The sequence below is a fragment of the Bradyrhizobium sp. GW821-FHT13H05 genome (assembly GCF_058804065.1).
Window position 1 is genome coordinate 15340 of the sequence record NZ_JBXAPO010000011.1, and the last position, 14119, is coordinate 29458.

At 65.1% G+C, this 14119-nt stretch carries 16 protein-coding genes; 7 read left to right on the top strand and 9 right to left on the bottom strand.

The features are described from left to right. Nucleotides 1-16 precede the first annotated feature (16 nt). The gene (locus AC1RR3_RS27415; RefSeq protein WP_492826490.1) at nt 17-619 is read right to left on the bottom strand and encodes a DNA-3-methyladenine glycosylase; all 603 of its coding nucleotides are present in this window, start codon (nt 617-619) and stop codon (nt 17-19) included. A gap of 130 nt (nt 620-749) precedes the next feature. On the opposite strand from AC1RR3_RS27415, the gene lipA reads away from it, so the two are divergent. Both lipA and AC1RR3_RS27425 read left to right on the top strand, forming a co-directional pair. Further along, the gene (lipA, locus tag AC1RR3_RS27420; protein ID WP_492826492.1) at nt 750-1706 is read left to right on the top strand and encodes a lipoyl synthase; all 957 of its coding nucleotides are present in this window, start codon (nt 750-752) and stop codon (nt 1704-1706) included. Between the two features lie 5 nt (nt 1707-1711). Continuing rightward, a complete protein-coding gene (locus AC1RR3_RS27425; RefSeq protein ID WP_492826494.1) occupies nt 1712-2194 on the top strand; it encodes a type II toxin-antitoxin system RatA family toxin in 483 nt (160 codons plus the stop codon). A 120-nt stretch (nt 2195-2314) separates the two neighbouring features. Here AC1RR3_RS27425 and AC1RR3_RS27430 read toward each other — a convergent pair whose 3' ends face one another. Genes AC1RR3_RS27430 through AC1RR3_RS27455 form a run of 6 tightly spaced genes read right to left on the bottom strand, consistent with a single transcriptional unit; the run spans nt 2315 to nt 7464 of the window. Further along, nucleotides 2315-3130: a c-type cytochrome gene (locus tag AC1RR3_RS27430; protein ID WP_492826496.1), complete on the bottom strand. Its 816-nt coding sequence runs from the start codon at nt 3128-3130 to the stop codon at nt 2315-2317. Then, complete coding sequence (locus tag AC1RR3_RS27435; RefSeq protein ID WP_492826498.1) at nt 3130-4752, bottom strand: b(o/a)3-type cytochrome-c oxidase subunit 1; 1623 nt, start codon at nt 4750-4752, stop codon at nt 3130-3132. Before AC1RR3_RS27435 ends, AC1RR3_RS27430 begins: the two co-directional genes overlap by 1 nt. After that, entirely contained in the window at nt 4739-5308 is a 570-nt protein-coding gene (locus AC1RR3_RS27440; RefSeq protein WP_492826500.1) for a cytochrome C oxidase subunit II, read from the bottom strand. The genes AC1RR3_RS27435 and AC1RR3_RS27440 overlap by 14 nt, the downstream gene beginning before the upstream one ends. Beyond that, entirely contained in the window at nt 5305-5481 is a 177-nt protein-coding gene (locus AC1RR3_RS27445; RefSeq protein ID WP_492826502.1) for a hypothetical protein, read from the bottom strand. The genes AC1RR3_RS27440 and AC1RR3_RS27445 overlap by 4 nt, the downstream gene beginning before the upstream one ends. Nucleotides 5482-5491: 10 nt before the next feature. Then, complete coding sequence (locus AC1RR3_RS27450) at nt 5492-6748, bottom strand: cytochrome c (RefSeq protein ID WP_492826504.1); 1257 nt, start codon at nt 6746-6748, stop codon at nt 5492-5494. Nucleotides 6749-6756: 8 nt separating this feature from the next. Then, a complete protein-coding gene (locus AC1RR3_RS27455; RefSeq protein ID WP_492826506.1) occupies nt 6757-7464 on the bottom strand; it encodes a c-type cytochrome in 708 nt (235 codons plus the stop codon). A 100-nt stretch (nt 7465-7564) separates the two neighbouring features. Between AC1RR3_RS27455 and AC1RR3_RS27460 the strand changes: the two genes are divergently transcribed. Next, nucleotides 7565-7723, top strand: a complete 159-nt coding sequence (locus AC1RR3_RS27460) for a hypothetical protein (protein WP_492826508.1) — start codon at nt 7565-7567, stop codon at nt 7721-7723. Between the two features lie 35 nt (nt 7724-7758). Then, entirely contained in the window at nt 7759-8241 is a 483-nt protein-coding gene (locus AC1RR3_RS27465; RefSeq protein WP_492826510.1) for a GNAT family N-acetyltransferase, read from the top strand. A gap of 41 nt (nt 8242-8282) precedes the next feature. Here the strand turns inward: AC1RR3_RS27465 and AC1RR3_RS27470 are convergent, their stop codons facing one another. Further along, nucleotides 8283-8888, bottom strand: a complete 606-nt coding sequence (locus AC1RR3_RS27470) for a CinA family protein (RefSeq protein WP_492826512.1) — start codon at nt 8886-8888, stop codon at nt 8283-8285. Between the two features lie 3 nt (nt 8889-8891). Beyond that, entirely contained in the window at nt 8892-10088 is a 1197-nt protein-coding gene (locus AC1RR3_RS27475) for a bifunctional 2-C-methyl-D-erythritol 4-phosphate cytidylyltransferase/2-C-methyl-D-erythritol 2,4-cyclodiphosphate synthase (protein ID WP_492826514.1), read from the bottom strand. 281 nt (nt 10089-10369) lie between these two features. On the opposite strand from AC1RR3_RS27475, the gene dusB reads away from it, so the two are divergent. From dusB to ntrC, 3 genes are read left to right on the top strand one after another with little or no spacing between them, the layout of a single operon-like run. Next, nucleotides 10370-11371 (top strand): tRNA dihydrouridine synthase DusB, encoded by a 1002-nt coding sequence (gene dusB, locus AC1RR3_RS27480; RefSeq protein ID WP_492826800.1) that lies wholly within the window; start codon nt 10370-10372, stop codon nt 11369-11371. Beyond that, complete coding sequence (locus AC1RR3_RS27485; RefSeq protein ID WP_492826516.1) at nt 11368-12543, top strand: two-component system sensor histidine kinase NtrB; 1176 nt, start codon at nt 11368-11370, stop codon at nt 12541-12543. Before dusB ends, AC1RR3_RS27485 begins: the two co-directional genes overlap by 4 nt. A gap of 9 nt (nt 12544-12552) precedes the next feature. Continuing rightward, a complete protein-coding gene (gene ntrC, locus AC1RR3_RS27490) occupies nt 12553-13995 on the top strand; it encodes a nitrogen regulation protein NR(I) (RefSeq protein ID WP_492826517.1) in 1443 nt (480 codons plus the stop codon). The last annotated feature ends 124 nt before the right edge of the window (nt 13996-14119 follow it).

The following is a 14119-nucleotide window of genomic DNA, read 5'->3' on the forward strand; positions in this document are numbered from 1 at the left end:
CGCTCCGGAACGACAACTACTTCGGAAACGGCTTGCTGAGGAATTTCGAGCCCCTGACGCCATAGCGCCAGGGCAGCTCGACCGCCTTGGTGATGCCGATCCGGACGCCGGTTGCCACCTCCACATCCTCGGTCCGCGCATGCAGCGCGATAGGCGGCCGGTCGAGGGGCAGGGTGTTGTGCGCGATGGTGATGCCGAGCGCCTCGGTCAGCTTGCCCGGGCCCGAGCATAACGCACGCACATCGACTGCGTGGCGCCGCCGCCGCATCGCGGCCAAACCATGCGTCGGCTCCAGCGCGCGGATCAGCACGGCGGCGGCCGAGCCTTCCGCCTCGCAGACGAAGTTGACGCACCAGTGGATGCCGTAGGAGCGGTAGACATAGGCGAAGCCGGGCGGGCCGAACATGACCTGGTTCCGCGGCGTCGGGCCGTTATAGGAGTGCGCGGCAGCCTCGGTATGATGATAGGCCTCGACCTCGACGATAAGACCGCCGACGCCATCGACCAGCATAGTCGCGCCGATCAGGTCGTGGGCGACCTCGCGGACGCCGCGGCCGAAAAAGCTGCGCTTCAGGGCCTTGCCGAGCCGTTGTGGAGAGGTCTTCGAGTTTGGAGCCATTCGAGGTGAGAATCGCTTGAGAACAGAGCAGGATATTGCCCATATCTGCCATGTTCCCTGAAGCGGGGCGAGCCGGGTTGCGATGCCGGGCCAGACCGACTAGGTAGGACCTGAACAGACCGGATACCCCATGGTCGTTATTGTCGATACCATCACGAACCCGCTGCGCCCGCGCCACCCCGAAAAGGTGAATCGCCCCGATTCCGCTTCGCCGCCGAAGCCGGACTGGATCCGTGTGCGCGCGCCCAACACCCGCGGCTATGCCGACACCCGCAACATCGTGCGCGCCAATGGCCTGCACACGGTGTGCGAGGAGGCGGGCTGCCCGAACATCGGCGAGTGCTGGGACAAGAAGCACGCCACCTTCATGATCATGGGTGACACCTGCACCCGGGCCTGCGCCTTCTGCAACGTCAAGACCGGCATGCCGAACGCGCTGGATGCAGCCGAGCCTGAGAATGTTGCCGAGGCCGTGGCCAAGCTGGGCCTTGCCCACGTCGTCATCACCTCGGTGGACCGTGACGATCTCGCCGACGGCGGCGCCGAGCATTTTGCCCAGACCATCCGCGCGATCCGGGCCGCGTGCCCCTCGACCACGATCGAGATCCTGACGCCGGACTTCCTGCGCAAGGAGGGCGCGCTGGAGGTCGTCGTTGCGGCGAGGCCCGACGTGTTCAACCACAATCTCGAGACCGTGCCATCGCGCTATCTGACGGTGCGGCCCGGCGCGCGCTATTTTCACTCGATCCGGCTGCTGCAGCGGGTCAAGGAGCTCGATCCCACCATCTTCACCAAGTCCGGCATCATGGTCGGGCTCGGCGAGGAGCGCCACGAGGTGCAGCAGGTGATGGACGATCTGCGCTCGGCCGACGTCGACTTCCTGACAATCGGGCAATATCTCCAGCCGACCCGCAAGCACCATGCGGTGATGCGCTACGTGCCGCCGGACGAGTTCAGCTCTTACGAAAAGGTCGCCTACACCAAGGGCTTCCTGATGGTGTCGGCGAGCCCGCTCACCCGCTCGTCGCATCACGCCGGCGAGGATTTCGCGAGACTGAAGGCCGCACGGGCCGCGACTGCCCGCTGAACGCTATGCCAAAATTTTCGAGCAAGCGCCGTGTCAATCACAGCGCACCCAAGATGTTTGATCTGGTCGCCGACGTCGAGCGCTACCCGGAATTTGTGCCGCTGTGCAGCGCGCTCAAGGTGCGCCAGCGCATGGAAAAGCCCGACGGCACCGAGGTGCTGGTCGCCGACATGACGGTGTCGTTCAAGCTGGTGAAGGAATCCTTCACCAGCCGGGTGACGCTCGATCGCGCCAATCTGAAAATCCTGGTCGAGTATCTGCAAGGTCCCTTCAGCAACCTCGAAAACCGCTGGACCTTCGAGCCCAAAAGCCAGGAGGAGGGCAATGGCGTCTGCGACGTCGGCTTCTTCCTCGCCTATGAGTTCAGGAGCCGCATGCTGGCGATGCTGATGGGCTCGATGTTCGATGCCGCGTTTGCACGGTTCTCAACGGCGTTTGAGAAGCGGGCGGATGCGATCTACGGCCGGCCGAAGCTCGCGTCGACGTAGCCTTCGACTGGGCACACTTTCTCCGCCGTCATTGCGAGGAGCCCTTGCGACGAAGCAATCCAGAATCCTTCCGCGGAAAGAGTCTGGATTGCTTCGCTGCGCTCGCAATGACAGCGGGGCTCAATCCACCGCCTTCACCACGTCCGGCGGCTGCGACGCGTAATAAGCCGCGGCCTGCTCGATCTCCTGCGGCGTCATCGCGCGCGCGATGTTGCGCATCTGCTGGCTGATGTCGTTGCGCCGCTCGCCTGAGGCGAAGGCCTGGAGCTGCGCTTTCATGTAGGCCTCGGACTGTCCCTCCAGCCACGGGCTGCCGGTCTTGTTGTCGAGGCTGCCATGGCAGGCCCCGCAGGGCGCGATGCCGCGGATCGGTGCGCCATAGATGACGATATTGGGTTTCGGCAGCTGCGTCGTCGGGTGATAGGCCGGCAGCCGCGGCAAATACGCATAGTAGTTCGAGAGATCGGCGATCTCCTGATCCGTCAGGTTCACCGCGAACGGCGACATCACGGCGTTTGTGCGCGCGCCGGCGCGGAAATCGTGCAGCTCCTTGTAGATCACGGCCGCATACTGACCGGCGAGGTTCGGCGAGTCCGCGCGGCTGATGCCGGTTGGGCCGTGGCAGATCGCGCAGCGCTGCGCCAGCGTGGCGCCGCGGCCGATCGCCTCCTGGCTCGGACGCGACAGCGTGTGCGAGGTCAGCACGACGTCCGACAGGCGTCTTGTCTGTTCGGGCGCCGTGACGTTCGCCGCACGCTGCGGCACGCCGGCGGCGCTGCAGATCGCGTCCCAGACATTGGCGAACTGAACCCAAGGCTGCGCGAAGGGCAGCACGATGAAGCCGGCAACCGCCGTCACGACGAGGATTCCAGCGATGACGCCGACGCCGATTGTGAAATGTCGGTTGCTGAACGTGAAGAGGTCGCGGGCGCTCATCACTGCGCTCCCACATAGACTGCTGGCACCGAGGTGCCTTCACTCAGTGCCAGATTCAGGATCGGATAGCCGTAATTGGTGAGGGTGAGGGCGATCATCAGCGCCACCCACAGCGCATGCGTGTTGAGCGCAACCGGAACGGTGGCCGGCTGGTGCACAGCAATCGCGAACCGATAGGGACCGGCATCAACCTGAGGCGTCCGCATGCCGCGCGCCAGGATCACAATGAACATGATGCCTGACGTCAGCAGGATGAAGCCGCCGATCGCCGACAACGTGACGGAGAGCGCCTGCGGCGCGATCGCGGGATCGCCGAAGTCGAAATAGGCCATGCGGCGCGGCATGCCCAAAATGCCGACCCAGTGCCACGGGAAGGTCGTGACGATCATGCCGGCGAACCACAGCCAGAGCTGGGTACGGATCAGGCGGATGTCGATCAGCTCGCGCCCGGTCAGATGCGGCCACAGATCATAGGCGATCGCAAAATACATGATGACGATGGCGCCGCCGAAGATCAGGTGGAAATGGCCGGTGATCCATTGCGTGTTGTGGATCGAGGCATCGAGCTGATAGCTCATGTTGATGAGGCCGCCGGCGCCGCCGAAGCCGAGCATGACGAACGAGAATGCCAGCGCCAGCATCATCGGATTGTCCCAGGGCAGGGCCCTGATCCAGCCGAACATCCCGCGGCCGCCGCGCAGGCGCGCGGCAATCTCGACCGAGGCGCAAATCGTGAACACCGTCAGCAGCGTCGGCAACGCGACCAGCGCGGTGAAGGCCGAATGGATGAACTTGAATCCGGCGCCCACCATGGGATCGGCGAAGGTGTGGTGCATGCCGATCGGCATCGCCACCACCAGGAACAGGATGAAGGAGATCCGCGCCATGCTGTCGGAATAGACCCGGCCGCCGATCGCGCGCGGCACGATGGTGTAATAGGCGATGTAGGTCGGCATCAGCCAGAAATAGACGATGGCGTGCAGCGTCCAGGAGAAGAAGATGCGGGCGAGGCCGGCGTCGATCGTGGCCTTCAGCCCCGCCGCCACCGGAATGATCTGGAGCAGCAGCTCCAGCGCCGCGCCGACCGCGGTCCAGGCCCACAGATAAGAGCCCGCGACATTGGCGAACATGGCGAGCGGCACCGGTGCGCCGGGATGGGCCTTGCGCCAGACGCGCAGATTGACCGACATCAGCGCGACCCAGATCCAGGAGCCGACCACGACGAGGACGACCCCGAGATAGTAGAAGACGTTGCCGATCAGCGGTGGGTAGAACGTGTAGAGCACCGAGGCGCGGCCGAGCGCGATCGGAATCACCGCCATGATGCTGCCGGCGACGATCAGCCAGAATCCGGTCCAGGCCCAGCGGACGCCGACCAGGCGTTGCTCCAGCGCGGACTCGCTGATGGCATAGCCAAAGCCCATCGCGACCAGGGTTGGGAAGACGTAGCCCATCACCGTGCCATGCGCTGTCAGCGAGCGGTAGTAGAGCTCAGGGTTAGACAACCAGGTGCCGATCGGGCTGCGGATGAACATCTGCCAGGCGCCGAGCGTCAGCGCAAAGCCGAACACCGCAAAAGCCAGCCAGAAATGGGCGAGGATGAGCTTCCTATTGACCAACACAGCTCAGCCTCCCGCCGCCCTTCGCGCGACTCGCGAAGTCAGCCTTGTCGATCACCTTGACCTTGCCCCACATGCCCTCATGGCCGAAGGAGCAGAACTCCTGGCAGGGCATCAGATAGTCGCCGGTCCTGGTGAAGCGCATCAGCTGCTCGGAGATGTAGCCCGGCACCAGCATGGTGTTGACGTTGGTGCCCTGGATCAGGATGCCGTGAACGACGTCGGCGCTGGTGGCGCGCAATGTGATCGGCGTATCTGATGGCACCACGATGCAGGCCGGCGTGAAGGAATATTGTTGACCGATCGCGCGCACGGTCACATTGCCGTTGGCCTCCAGCACGCTGCCGAGATTGCTCTCGACAAATTCACCGGAGAGATGAATCCGCGAGGGATCGGTGGTCTCGACGCGCGGCTGCGGCATGGTCGCGCGATGGATTCCGGCGAATGCCGCCAGCAGCGCCATCATCACGATGATGATCACGGCAATGGTGGCCCAGCGCCGCTCGACGCGGGCCGCGACCTCGGCGCTGGCGCTGCCGTGGGCTTGCTCTGCGCTCATTGCAGCGATCCGCGCGGCAGGAAGACGAACAGGTAGAAGGCGAGCCACATCGCGACGACGCAGGCCGTGGCGATGCCGGCGACCACGATCGCGCCTGACGGTCCCTGGGCGACGACCTCCTCGACGGCCTGGTCGGCGGCGGCCGGGCTGGTCGGCGGATCGGAATTGAACATGGCGCGCCTTTCAGTTCAGCGGTGCGGAGCGCAGCTCGTTGGCCTCGCGCGCCGAGACCGGCGTGCCGCGATTGCCCCAGGCGGTGCGGATGTAGGAGACCACGGCGGCGACCTCGTTGTCCGAGAGCAGGCCCGCGAAGGGCGGCATGCCATAGGGCATCGGATTGCCCTTGGTGCCCGGCGGATAGCCGCCGTTGAGCACCATGCGGATCGGATTGACCGCCGACTGCATCTCGATCGACTGGTTGTTGGCGAGCGGCGGCCAGTGCGGCGGCTTGCCTTCGCCCTGCGCGCCATGACAGCTCGCGCAGTTCTTGTCGTAGACGGTCTTGCCGAGGCTGACCAACAGGCTGCTCTCGGTGGTCGGCAGCGCCGAGCTCGGTGGCGGCGAGGGCGAGGGCTCCGCGATGCCCTTGAGGTACACGGCCATGGCGCGCGTATCCTCGTCGTTGAGATATTGCAGGCTGTTGTGCACGACCTCGGCCATCGGGCCGTAGACCACGCCACGCATGGAAACGCCGGTCTGGAGCAGGTCGGTGATGTCCTTGATGCTCCAGTCGCCGAGACCTGCCTCGCGATTGGAGGTGAGGGACGGCGCGTACCAATTCTGCATCGGGATCAGGCCGCCCTTGAAGGCGTCCGATTGCGAGGTGCCGCCGAGCGCGTTGATCGGCGAATGGCACATGCCGCAATGGCCGAGGCCCTCGACCAGATAGGCGCCGCGATTCCATTCCGCCGATTTCTTCGGATCCGGCTTGAACTCGCCCTCGCTGAAGAACAGCGTGCGCCAGCCGAGGATGAGCTGGCGGTTGTCGTAGGGGAAGCGCAGCTCGTGCGGCTTGTTCTTCTGGTTCACCGGCGCAATCGCGCGCAGATAGGAGAAGATCGCATCGCTGTCAGCGCGCGTGACCTTTGTGTAGGACGCGAACGGCATCGCCGGATAGATCAGCCCGCCATCCGGGAAACGGCCGTTGTGCATGGTTCTGTAGAAATCGTCCGCGCTCCACTTGCCGATGCCGGTCTCCGGATCGGGCGTGATGTTGGAGGTGTAGATCGTTCCGAACGGGGTCGGCATCGGGCGCCCGCCGGCAAACAGGCGGCCCTCAGCCGCAGTATGGCAGGCGGTGCAGTCGCCGGCGCGGGCGAGATATTCACCGCGCGCGATGATGTCGCTTGTCTTGTCCTGCGCCTGCGCAGCCGTGCTGAGCGCGGCTAAGGCCAAGAGCTTGACCGACAAGAGCGTGATCGACAGTTTTAAGCCCATCATCCGCCTCGTCAGTTGGGCTGGCTGCCGCAGCCGAACGGCAGCGCGTAGGTGCCCTTCGGTACGGGGGCCGGGTTGGTGGGTGCCGGGCGCGTCGCGAGCCAGGCCGCAACGGCGGTGACATCGGCCTCGGTCAGATGGCCAGCGACGAGCTGCATGCAGTCGGGCGATTTCGCGGTCCGCGTGCCGTAGCGCCAGGCGCCGAGCTGCGCGCTGATATAGGCGGCGCGAAGGCCAAGCAGGCCGGGGATGCCTGGCTGCATGCCTGTGAGCCCCGGGCCGTGGCAGCTCACACAGGCCGGAATGCCGCGGGCCGCGTCGCCGCTGGTGGCGAGCGTCTCGCCCTGCGCCAGCACGTCCTTGCTGACTTCGCTTGGCGCAGGCTGCGGTAGCGGCGGATGCTCACTCGCAAAATACTCCGCCATCGCTTCCAGATATGGGTCGGGCAGAAATTCCAAGAGATAGTTCATCGGCGGGTATTTGCGCCGGCCGCTGCGGAAAGCGAGCAACTGATTGTAGAGATAACCAGCTGGCTTGCCGGCAAGCCGCGGAAAATAGACATCGCTGGTGCCTTCGCCCTTGTTGCCGTGACAGGGCGTGCAGGCTTCCACCCGCGCCGCCATCGTATCGGGCGGCTGATTGGCCGTTTGTGCGGCCACACCATCAAAAGCGGCCAAAGTGACGATGACGGCGGCCGAGGCGGCGGCGCGAGCGAACACTTTCGTCGCCCTCCATCAGGCTGATCAGGTTGATTCCGGATCACAACGTAGAGCAGCATTATTGCGCCAATATTTTCACACGCAAGGCAGGACAGGGGCGATGACGTTTGGTCGCGCCTGCACATTTGCGATCCTGATCGGATTCGACAAGATTTGCGTGCTTTTTGAAAAGCAGGCGCGGCATCACAGTCTGGCGCGCACCTTAGCCATTCACCTCGACACGAAACGCAACTGCGTGCAAAACGCGAAATATCCGTGAGGCTAGCGGGTCTTGAGTGACCACAGGGATCGACCATGGACCATATTGCTCTGACGATCTTCAGGGAAATCGCTGACACCGATTTCGACGGCGTGGCCGATGCGCTGATTGAGATGCAAGCTCACTATCGCGTCGCCTGCCCAGCACGGGACGCGATCATTGACGGGCTGAGGTCGAGGCCTGCGGGATCACGAATTCTGCTCGCTTGTGAGAACGATGAAATCGCCGGTCTTGCATGTTTCAGCGCTATCTATCCCGGACCTGGCTTGACGTCAGGCTTCTTCTTGAAGGAGCTCTACGTTCGCCACAACCGACGCGGAACTGGTTTGGGAAAACAGCTCATGGCGCGACTAGCCGAAATGGCTCGCCAAGAGGGACACGAGCGCATCGATTGGACTGTCGATGCGGAAGACCTGCGGCTTCAGCGCTTCTACGAGATGCTGGGAGGGCGCGCGCTACCTGCGAAACGGTTCTTCCGCATCGCCGGCCCCGAGCTGAGAGAACTGGCTGAGATGTAGGAGGCGTCCCGGGTATCGCTTCGCTCACCCGGGTTACGGGCTCACCCGCGCGGCGAGCGCGGCGGCCTGCGCTTGGCCGCATGCCTGCGCGGCGAGCGCGTCACACGGGGACGCAAGCGGCTTGCGGCGGCGCGTTGTGGCTTGGCCTGGGCTGGGCCGCGGGCGAGGTCCATCAGCATGCGCAGGGCCTCGACCACGGAACGCTGACGGACAGCCGTGCGGCCGATCGCGCCAAAACGATGCTCGCGGTGGACGATGCGGCCGTCGCGCGCGGCAACGGCAAAATGCACGAGACCGACCGGCTTGCCCGGCGTGGCACCACCGGGGCCGGCGATGCCAGTGATGGCGACGGCGAGATCGACGCCGGCACGCTCCAGCGCGCCGACCGCCATGGCGGTTGCGGTCTCCTTGCTGACAGCGCCGAAATTGGTGAGCGTACTTGCTTCAACGCCGAGCATCGCGCGCTTGGCGTCGTTGGAATAGGTGACGAAGCCGCGATCAATGACATCGGAGGAGCCGGGGATGTCGGTCAGCGCGCCGGCGACGAGGCCGCCGGTGCAGGACTCGGCGGTCGCGATCGTCAGCTTGCGCATCCGGCACAGATCGAGCAGCGAGCGGGAGAGGGCGCGTGCGTCGCTGCCGGCCATGACCTAGGCGCTCCAGGTCTTCTCGTTAAACGGCAAGCGGATGGTGGCGCTTGCGGTGGCCGCAATGCCTTCCTCGCGGCCGGTGAAGCCGAGCCGCTCGCTGGTCGTCGCCTTCACCGCGACGCGGGAGATGTCGACGCCTGAGATCTCGGCGATGCGCGCGCGCATGGTGTCGCGCAGGGGGCCGATCTTCGGCCGCTCGCAGATCATGGTCACTTCCAGATTGGCAACACGGCCGCCGCGCTGGGTGACGCGCTCGATGGCGTATTTCAGGAACTGGTCGGACGAGGCGCCCTTCCACTTCACGTCGCTCGGCGGGAAGTGCGAGCCGATGTCGCCGTCGGCCAGCGCGCCGAGGATTGCATCCACCAGTGCATGCAGGCCGACATCGCCGTCGGAATGCGCCAGGAAGCCTTTGCTGTGCGGCACGCGGACGCCGCAGATCATGACGTGGTCGCCTTCGCCGAAGGCATGCACGTCGTAGCCGGTGCCGGTCCTGATGTCGCCGAGCAGGCTCGCCAGGCGCGCTTCCTCGCGCACGAAATCCTCGGGGGTGGTGAGCTTCATGTTGGCAACATCGCCTTCAAAGGTTGCAACCGTCAATCCCGCCCATTCGGCGATCGCGGCATCGTCGGTGAAATCGCTGCGCCCGTCCTTCGCCGCGCGACGATGCGCCTCGAGGATGACATCGAAACGAAAGGATTGCGGCGTCTGCGCGATACGCAGGCGCGCGCGGTCCGGCGTGTCCTCGACATCGCCGCTCTCGCCGGTGAGCTTGATGGTGTCGGTGACGGCTACGACCGGGATCGCAGCGCCGGTGCGGCCCGCCGCATCGATCGCGCGCGAGATCACGCCTTCCGAGACGAAGGGACGCGCGGCGTCGTGGATCAGGACGATATCAGGCTTGTGCCTGGCGAGCGCCTCGAGACCGGCAAGCACCGAAGCCTGACGGGTGGCACCGCCATTGGTCGGCGCCTCGTGCTTCAATCCTGCGACCGCTGCCGTGAACATGGCACTGTCATCGGGGTTCACCACCGGCTGCACCGCAAACACATCGGGGTGGCGGCTGAAGGCTTCCATGGCGCGATAGATCACGGGCACGCCGCCGATCGTCCGATATTGCTTCGGCCCGCCCGCGCCGGCGCGCAGGCCGCGTCCGGCCGCGACGAGAACGACTGCGGTGCGTTGTGATTTCGCCATAGGACTCAAATACTCAGTTGCTCATGATGGAGTCGGGGAGTGGGGCAATTGCCGGCAAGCCTCTAGCACGACAGGCCCGCAAAAAAAGGGGGTTTCCCCGGATTGTGGGAAACAGCAATTTGCTGCACTGCACTTGAAAGATTTGCAGAACTGGTTAAAGTGTAGGCATGACGCTTGACTGCACAAGAATTGTGCGCAAGATAGGTCAGGCAGGCGCGATGAGGCCCTGCCTAGTCAACGAGACCACTGTGACCGGCCCGGCAGGATCAGGCTCCAAGCCATTGAAAATAGGCGGTATTGAAATCGCCACCCCGGTCTTCCTGGCGCCGATGTCGGGGGTCACGGACTCGCCCGTCCGCAAGCTGGTCGCTGAGCTGGGGGCCGGTCTGGTCGTGTCCGAAATGACCGCCAGCGATGAGCTCGCCAACGGTCATCGGATGTCGCGGTTGCGCTGCGAAGCCACTGGAATCGGCCCGCACGTGGTCCAGCTCGCCGGCTGCGAGGCGCACTGGATGGCCGAGGGCGCCCGGATTGCCGAGGCTGAAGGCGCCGACATCATCGATATCAACATGGGCTGTCCGGCCCGCCACGTCACCGGCGGCCAGTCCGGCTCGGCCCTGATGCGCGACCTCGACCATGCCGTTAGCCTGATCGACGCGACGATTGCGGCGGTGAAGGTGCCCGTGACGCTGAAGATGCGGCTCGGCTGGGACGACCGCAGCCTTAACGCACCGGAACTGGCGCGGCGCGCGGAAGCTGCCGGCATCAAGCTCGTCACCGTTCATGGCCGCACCCGCTGCCAGTTCTACAAGGGCGAGGCCGATTGGGACGCGATCCGCGCGGTGCGCGAGGCGATCTCGATCCCGCTCATCGTCAATGGCGACATCACCTCTTACGAGAAGGCGCTCGCGGCGTTGGAGGCCTCCGGCGCCGATGCCGTGATGATCGGCCGCGGCGCGCAGGGCCAGCCCTGGCTGCCCGGCCAGATCGGCCGTCGCCTGAAGGGCGGGGCGGCGGAAGCCACGCCGTCGCTCGAAACGCAGCTCCATTATGTCCGCACGCTTTATGAGGGCGTCTGCACGCTCTACGGCCTGCGCGTTGGTCTCAAGCACGCCCGCAAGCATCTCGGCTGGGCGCTCGATGTCGCGGCCGATGCGAGCGGTGCGCCGCCCGAGAAGCTGAAATCCTGGCGTCAGAAGATCCTGACCTCCGAAGATCCGCGCCTCGTTCACCATTCACTGCAAGATGCCTTCGACGACTTCGCATGGAGCGCTGCTGCATGAGCTCAGCTGCTGAACATCGTCGGCCGCTTCCGTCCGACAGCGACGCGATTTTGGATGCCTTGCCCAATCCCGTGCTCCTGATCGGGCCGGACGGCAAGATTGTCGGCGCCAATATCGCGACCGAGGCCTTCTTCGATATCTCGACGCAGTTCTTGAAGCGGCAGTCGCTGAAAGAGCTGGTGCCGTTCGGCAGCCCGTTGCTGGCGCTGATCGACCAGGTGCGCTCGTCGAACTCGCCGGTCAACGAATACAAGGTCGATCTCGGCACGCCGCGCATGGGCGGCGACCGCCAGGTCGACCTCCACGTCGCACCGCTCACCGAGCGGCCCGGCCACATCGTGGTGATGCTCCAGGAGCGCTCCATCGCCGACAAGATGGACCGCCAGCTCACCCACCGCAGCGCAGCGCGCTCGGTGATAGCGCTAGCAGCAATGCTCGCGCATGAGATCAAGAACCCGCTCTCGGGCATTCGCGGCGCAGCGCAGCTGCTGGAGCAGCAGGCCTCGTCCGAGGACCGGATGCTGACGCGGCTGATCTGCGACGAGGCCGACCGCATCGTGACGCTGGTCGACCGCATGGAGGTGTTCGGCGACGAGCGCCCCGTGGTGCGCGGGCCCGTCAACATCCATTCGGTGCTCGACCACGTGAAGCGGCTGGCGCAGTCCGGCTTTGCCCGCAACATCCGCTTCATCGAGGATTACGATCCCTCGCTGCCGCCGGTGCTGGCGAACCAGGACCAGCTGATCCAGGTGTTCCTCAACCTCGTGAAGAACGCCGCCGAAGCCTTGATCGACGTTCCCGATGCCGAGATCCAGCTCACCACCGCGTTCCGCCCCGGCGTGCGCCTGTCAGTCCCCGGTCAAAAATCCCGGGTATCCCTGCCGCTCGAATTCTGCGTGAGGGACAACGGACCAGGCGTGCCGGACGATCTTCTGCCCAACCTGTTCGACCCCTTCGTGACCACCAAGCAGACCGGCTCGGGCCTGGGTCTTGCACTGGTGGCCAAGATCATCGGCGATCACGGGGGCATCATCGAATGCGAGTCTCAGCCGCGCAAGACCACCTTCCGCGTGCTGATGCCGATGTATTCCACATCGGTGAAACATGCCGATCACAGCAGTCGCGACGGCTCTGCCGGGAAGTCGTCGTCTGCATCACAGGGGGCAAAATGAGGATTAACAATGCCCGCAGGTAGCATTCTCGTTGCAGATGACGACACCGCCATCCGCACCGTTCTCAATCAGGCGCTGTCCCGCGCCGGCTATGAGGTCAGGCTCACCGGCAATGCCGCAACGCTATGGCGCTGGGTCAGCCAGGGCGAGGGCGATCTCGTCATCACCGACGTGGTGATGCCGGACGAAAACGCCTTCGACCTGTTGCCGCGGATCAAGAAGATGCGGCCGAATTTGCCCGTCATCGTCATGAGCGCGCAAAACACCTTCATGACAGCGATCCGCGCCTCCGAGCGCGGGGCGTACGAATATCTGCCAAAGCCCTTCGACCTGAAGGAGCTGATTGCGATCGTCGGCCGCGCACTCGCCGAGCCGAAGGAACGGGTCTCGACGCCGGACGAAGACGCCGAGATGGAGGCTATTCCGCTGGTCGGCCGTTCGCCGGCGATGCAGGAAATCTACCGCGTGCTCGCACGCCTGATGCAGACCGACCTCACCGTGATGATCACGGGCGAGTCCGGTACCGGCAAGGAGCTGGTGGCGCGCGCGCTGCACGATTACGGCAAGCGCCGCAACGGCCCGTTCGTCGCCGTCAACATGGCGGCGATCCCGCGCGACCTGATCGAGTCCGAGCTGTTCGGCCATGAGCGCGGCGCCTTCACCGGTGCCAACACCCGCGCCTCCGGCCGGTTCGAGCAGGCCGAGGGCGGCACGCTGTTCCTCGACGAAATCGGTGACATGCCGATGGAAGCGCAGACCCGCTTGCTGCGCGTGCTCCAGCAGGGCGAATACACCACCGTCGGCGGCCGCACCCCGATCAAGACCGATGTGCGGATCGTCGCGGCCTCCAACAAGGATCTGCGCGTGCTGATCCAGCAGGGGCTGTTCCGCGAAGATTTGTTCTTCCGCCTCAACGTCGTGCCGCTGCGGCTGCCGCCGTTGCGCGAACGCATCGAGGACCTGCCGGATCTCGTGCGGCACTTCTTCACGCTCGCCGAGAAGGACGGCCTGCCGCCGAAGAAGCTCGATACGCTGGCGCTGGAGCGTCTCAAGCAGCACCGCTGGCCCGGCAACGTGCGCGAGCTGGAAAACCTCGCCCGGCGTCTCGCCGCGCTCTATCCGCAGGACGTGATCACGGCTTCCGTCATCGACGGCGAGCTGGCGCCGCCCTCGGTCAGCCCGGGTGCCGCGGTCCAGCAGGGCGTCGACAATCTTGGCGGCGCGGTGGAGGCGTATCTGTCCTCGCACTTCCAGGGCTTTCCGAACGGCATGCCGCCGCCCGGTCTGTACCACCGCATCCTCAAGGAGATCGAGGTGCCCTTGCTCACGGCGGCGCTCGCCGCCACCCGCGGCAACCAGATTCGCGCCGCGGACCTGCTCGGCCTCAACCGCAACACGCTGCGGAAGAAGATCCGGGATCTCGATATCCAGGTGTATCGGAGCGGGGGCTAGTTCCTCGCGACAAACGCCAAGCGCGTTTGCGCGGCGGTGGCTCAGCTCCCCCTACCAAAGCGGAGCTGAGCCTGTCCGGATCGCGCTGGCCTTTGTGGCTGGCGCGGTGAGCAGAAGTCCGAAT

What these genes read in the sequence shown, in the direction of transcription:
- AC1RR3_RS27415 (WP_492826490.1), bottom strand. Translation starts at nt 619, where the DNA reads ATGGCTCCAAACTCGAAGACCTCTCCACAACGGCTCGGCAAGGCCCTG.
- lipA (WP_492826492.1), top strand. Translation starts at nt 750, where the DNA reads ATGGTCGTTATTGTCGATACCATCACGAACCCGCTGCGCCCGCGCCAC.
- AC1RR3_RS27425 (WP_492826494.1), top strand. Translation starts at nt 1,712, where the DNA reads ATGCCAAAATTTTCGAGCAAGCGCCGTGTCAATCACAGCGCACCCAAG.
- AC1RR3_RS27430 (WP_492826496.1), bottom strand. Translation starts at nt 3,130, where the DNA reads ATGAGCGCCCGCGACCTCTTCACGTTCAGCAACCGACATTTCACAATC.
- AC1RR3_RS27440 (WP_492826500.1), bottom strand. Translation starts at nt 5,308, where the DNA reads ATGAGCGCAGAGCAAGCCCACGGCAGCGCCAGCGCCGAGGTCGCGGCC.
- AC1RR3_RS27445 (WP_492826502.1), bottom strand. Translation starts at nt 5,481, where the DNA reads ATGTTCAATTCCGATCCGCCGACCAGCCCGGCCGCCGCCGACCAGGCC.
- AC1RR3_RS27450 (WP_492826504.1), bottom strand. Translation starts at nt 6,748, where the DNA reads ATGATGGGCTTAAAACTGTCGATCACGCTCTTGTCGGTCAAGCTCTTG.
- AC1RR3_RS27460 (WP_492826508.1), top strand. Translation starts at nt 7,565, where the DNA reads ATGACGTTTGGTCGCGCCTGCACATTTGCGATCCTGATCGGATTCGAC.
- AC1RR3_RS27465 (WP_492826510.1), top strand. Translation starts at nt 7,759, where the DNA reads ATGGACCATATTGCTCTGACGATCTTCAGGGAAATCGCTGACACCGAT.
- AC1RR3_RS27470 (WP_492826512.1), bottom strand. Translation starts at nt 8,888, where the DNA reads ATGGCCGGCAGCGACGCACGCGCCCTCTCCCGCTCGCTGCTCGATCTG.
- AC1RR3_RS27475 (WP_492826514.1), bottom strand. Translation starts at nt 10,088, where the DNA reads ATGGCGAAATCACAACGCACCGCAGTCGTTCTCGTCGCGGCCGGACGC.
- AC1RR3_RS27485 (WP_492826516.1), top strand. Translation starts at nt 11,368, where the DNA reads ATGAGCTCAGCTGCTGAACATCGTCGGCCGCTTCCGTCCGACAGCGAC.
- ntrC (WP_492826517.1), top strand. Translation starts at nt 12,553, where the DNA reads ATGCCCGCAGGTAGCATTCTCGTTGCAGATGACGACACCGCCATCCGC.